This window comes from Sinorhizobium fredii USDA 205 (genome assembly GCF_001461695.1).
Classification (GTDB): Bacteria; Pseudomonadota; Alphaproteobacteria; order Rhizobiales; family Rhizobiaceae; genus Sinorhizobium; species Sinorhizobium fredii.
In genome coordinates this window covers 1-3,406 of the sequence record NZ_AUTC01000051.1, presented here as the reverse complement: position 1 = coordinate 3,406, position 3,406 = coordinate 1, and the positions used below count along the sequence as shown (strand labels likewise).

The window sequence follows — 3,406 nt, the reverse complement described above, 5'->3', positions numbered from 1 at the left end:
TGGCAAGGTACGGATATTGTTGAGACCTTTTCGAGTCAGGCTCTAAGAGTTCAAGCCGTCGCCGTGAGCGCGATATACATCATGCCTTCCGTCCATAAGCATGGGCGGACGTTGCTCGATTCGAACTTTCAAGTCTGACAAAGCGCCGGGAAGGATGAGACCCTTCGGAGTAGCATCATCTGCCGTGACAAAAACTGGGTCAAGCACCGGACGACAGCATTTGAAATGAACGGCAGCGTCCTCGATTTTTATCGAGGGGGAAAAATGAGGTTCGCTTCCATCACCTCGGATAAGAACGATTCTCCCCCCAAGAGGCTGAGGGTAGGAGGCAAAAACAGTGAAGGCTGTTATCCCATCCCGCAGTCCTTCGTCATCTAAGAATAGTGCATGCGAGTCGTCAAAGCGGATCATCTGCACCAGTCGGCAACCGAGCAGACTAAAGATTGGCGCAAGTCCGGTGCCGTCGGCAACCTCGACGGTGCGAAAGAGTGTCGTCTCCGGGTCTAAGAGGTATGCGACATTCTTCATGTCCCAGCCTTTCTCCATTGTCATAAATGGCGTGACCCAACAAAAGGCATCCGTCACAGGATCAAACAGCGGCGTGAAGCGCACGTCGGGTGGTCTTTCGCTATGCAGCATTTGCCAAGATTGGGAAAATCGATTTTTTGTATGGGGCCTATCCACACCATGGAATGTGGGACGGATTGCGTTCAAGCACATCAGTGTATTGCGCTTTTGGTTTTAATTCACGAGTGACTGCGTGTGCCGGTCCAGTCGGACAATGATTCCGAAACGAAGCGGGCCACCCATTTCGATTTCATTCCGGTGATTCCGACGCGAAGCCGGACAGTATTGGTGAACCCTGGGTCGTTGCGATATGCGCAGTTGGTGTTGCGCAATGATTCGTCTGCTGACATCACCGAGCTCAACGCGGGAGGCATTGTGCACGTTCGGTCGAGGATGACATACCAGTGATCGGCACGCGACGGGTCCTCCACTGTAATAGGTTTCAGCCAAATGATGATGTCCCAGGGGGTGGTGTAGCAGTCGGCAGCAAGGCGTGCTTCCAGCAGGAGCCGGGCGGGGGCAGCTTGCCACAGCGGCCAGGCTGATTTGCGGATGATCATAGCTCATAGCGGCGATGGCTCAAGGGTCATGTAGATGGACCGCTGCACCGCCCATTTGATGGCATGGACCGCTCCCTTCCCCTCAGCGAAGATGGCGGGCGTCTTTTAGCCAAGGAGGAATGTTTCCATGCCTGTTGTTGCCGTTGGTCTTGATCTCGCAAAGACAGTCTTCCAAGCTCACGGCGTTGATGACGCCGGTCAAACCGTTCTACGCCGACGCCTTGGACGAAGCGAGTTGCTCGCGTTTTTCGCTAAGCTGCCGCCTTGTCTGATTGCGATGGAAGCATGCTCGAGCGCTCATCACTGGGCTCGCGAGCTGGTCACGATTGGTCACGACGTTCGGCTCATTCCGCCGCAATATGTCAAACCCTGTGTCAAACGGAATAAGACCGACGCCGCAGACGCAGAGGCGATATGCGAGGCGGCGACTCGGCCAAACATGCGCTTCGTTCCAATCAAGACCCGAGACCAGCAAGCCGTGCTCGCTTTGCATCGATCTCGTTCATTGCTGGTTCGGCAACGAACAGCATCGATCAATGCTGTTCGTGGATTGGTCGGTGAGTTTGGGCTCATCGCCGCAAAAGGCCGCTACCGCATGTCAGAGCTGCGGCAGCGAACGAACGCAATGACGCCAGACCACCTGCCGGCGATCGCCTGCCAAGCTATCAATACCCTCTTCGATCATATCGATATGCTCGAAGAACAGATCGCTGCTGTCGAACGACAAATTGTCGAGTGGCACAAGAACAACGAAGATAGCCGCCGGCTGGCGACTGCACCCGGCGTAGGCCCAATCACTGCGAGCGCCATCGTCGCAGCTGTGGGAGACGGTTGTCAGTTCCAATCCGCCCGGCACTTTGCGGCCTGGCTCGGGCTGACTCCGAGGATGCATGCGAGCGGGAGGAAGGAGCGTATCGGCAGGATTAGCAAGGGAGGTGACAGATATCTGCGGGCGCTTCTCATCCATGGCGCGAGAGCGATTGTCGGAACGCTGTTCCGCAAAAACGTGCCGCCTCGTCCGTGGCTGCTTGCCCTCGCGGCACGCAGACCGACGAACGTCACCGCTGTCGCAGTCGCGCACAAAACGGCACGCGCCTTATGGGCAATGCTGACGCGGGATGAGAAGTATCGCAAACCAATTGCTGCGACACCGTCTGCAGCATAGCAGCTTCAGCACTGTTCCTATGATCAGTGCTGGCTTGCGAGGGTAATCGAATGTGATGGCAACCGGTATGATCCGGGTTCGGCAAAGGCCCATGAAACGATGCGAGCCAGATGAGCTCGTCCATTTGTCTGGCCGCCGATCCGCGAATACCATCAAGGCCTGCGGCCGAGTGGCTCGCGTAAACAGGCCGGATACACGACCGCAAGAACCGTGTCTGCCGTTATGTTCAATTTCGCCTTGCAAACAGGGAGCGGTCCATACACGTCGTTCTGCTCCAACAGCAATGCGCCGACGAGACGCGCGATGGCGTCGTCGTTGGGGAAGATGCCGACGACCTCGGTGCGTTGCTTGATCTCGCCGTTGAGGCGCTCGATCGGGTCGAGTGCAACTTGGCCCAGTGCTGCTTGTGGAAAGGTCATGTAGGCCAGCACGTCCTCTTCGGCATGATCCATGATTGAGGCGAGCTTGGGCACCTTTGGCCTGATCTGGTCGGCGACTTTGCGCACTGCTGGCTGGCGGCTCGGGCTTGCCCCGCTGCGGAAATCGACGGGCGGCAAGCAGAAGCTCGGCCGATCTCGATAGTGGGCGAGCGCACGCTAGGCGTCTGCTGATTATCGGCAGCATGGCGGTACAAAACAGGCGGCAAGGCGCGGCCACGTCGGAGACGCTTGCAAGCGTCCCGAGACTATAGTGGGCGAACATTGTCGTCCATTCGACACTTGCCATTTCGCGGGCGAGTACCGCATGCTCCAGTGGCACAAAGACACTTACACTGCCGGCCGATGGATTGATGGTGCCGGCGAATGCGACCAGGGGATGACGTTACCCATGTTCAAATCCTGCGCCTTCGTCGCAAGCTGGGGCAGGGGCCCGGGCCGGAGCGTGCAGTATATGCGTACCCAGCGGGGTGCGGGCTATGTTTTCGACAGCGACGTAAAGGTTGAAGACCTGAGGACACGCAGTCATTGACAACGCACTTTCTCGTTTTCGCCTTGAGCCGCATTCGGCGGTGGGCAGGACGGGTCCGGTGAGTTTCCATCACATCTTTTCGTCATATGGACGGACTAATCGTACGCATCCGAGGAGGGCCGCCTTGCTGAGAAGTGAGGCGAAC

The 3,406-nt window shown here is 57.4% G+C and carries 3 protein-coding genes and 2 pseudogenes; 1 reads left to right on the top strand and 4 read right to left on the bottom strand.

Annotated features, from left to right (window positions below):
• Positions 1-42: 42 nt before the first annotated feature.
• Both N181_RS06970 and N181_RS33680 read right to left on the bottom strand, forming a co-directional pair.
• Positions 43-612 carry a DUF3846 domain-containing protein gene (locus N181_RS06970; RefSeq protein WP_244412479.1) on the bottom strand — a complete coding sequence of 190 codons (570 nt, stop codon included), beginning with the start codon at positions 610-612 and terminating at the stop codon, positions 43-45.
• 134 nt (positions 613-746) lie between these two features.
• Complete coding sequence (locus N181_RS33680) at positions 747-1,127, bottom strand: hypothetical protein (protein WP_014858081.1); 381 nt, start codon at positions 1,125-1,127, stop codon at positions 747-749.
• Between the two features lie 127 nt (positions 1,128-1,254).
• Between N181_RS33680 and N181_RS06965 the strand changes: the two genes are divergently transcribed.
• Positions 1,255-2,292: an IS110 family RNA-guided transposase gene (locus N181_RS06965; RefSeq protein WP_014858080.1), complete on the top strand. Its 1,038-nt coding sequence runs from the start codon at positions 1,255-1,257 to the stop codon at positions 2,290-2,292.
• 263 nt (positions 2,293-2,555) lie between these two features.
• On the opposite strand, the pseudogene N181_RS06960 reads toward N181_RS06965, so the two are convergent.
• Positions 2,556-2,795: pseudogene (locus N181_RS06960) on the bottom strand (transposase); the annotation flags it as partial.
• Positions 2,796-2,919: 124 nt separating this feature from the next.
• Positions 2,920-3,105, bottom strand: a pseudogene (locus N181_RS34650) (MFS transporter); the annotation flags it as partial.
• Positions 3,106-3,406: the final 301 nt, after the last annotated feature.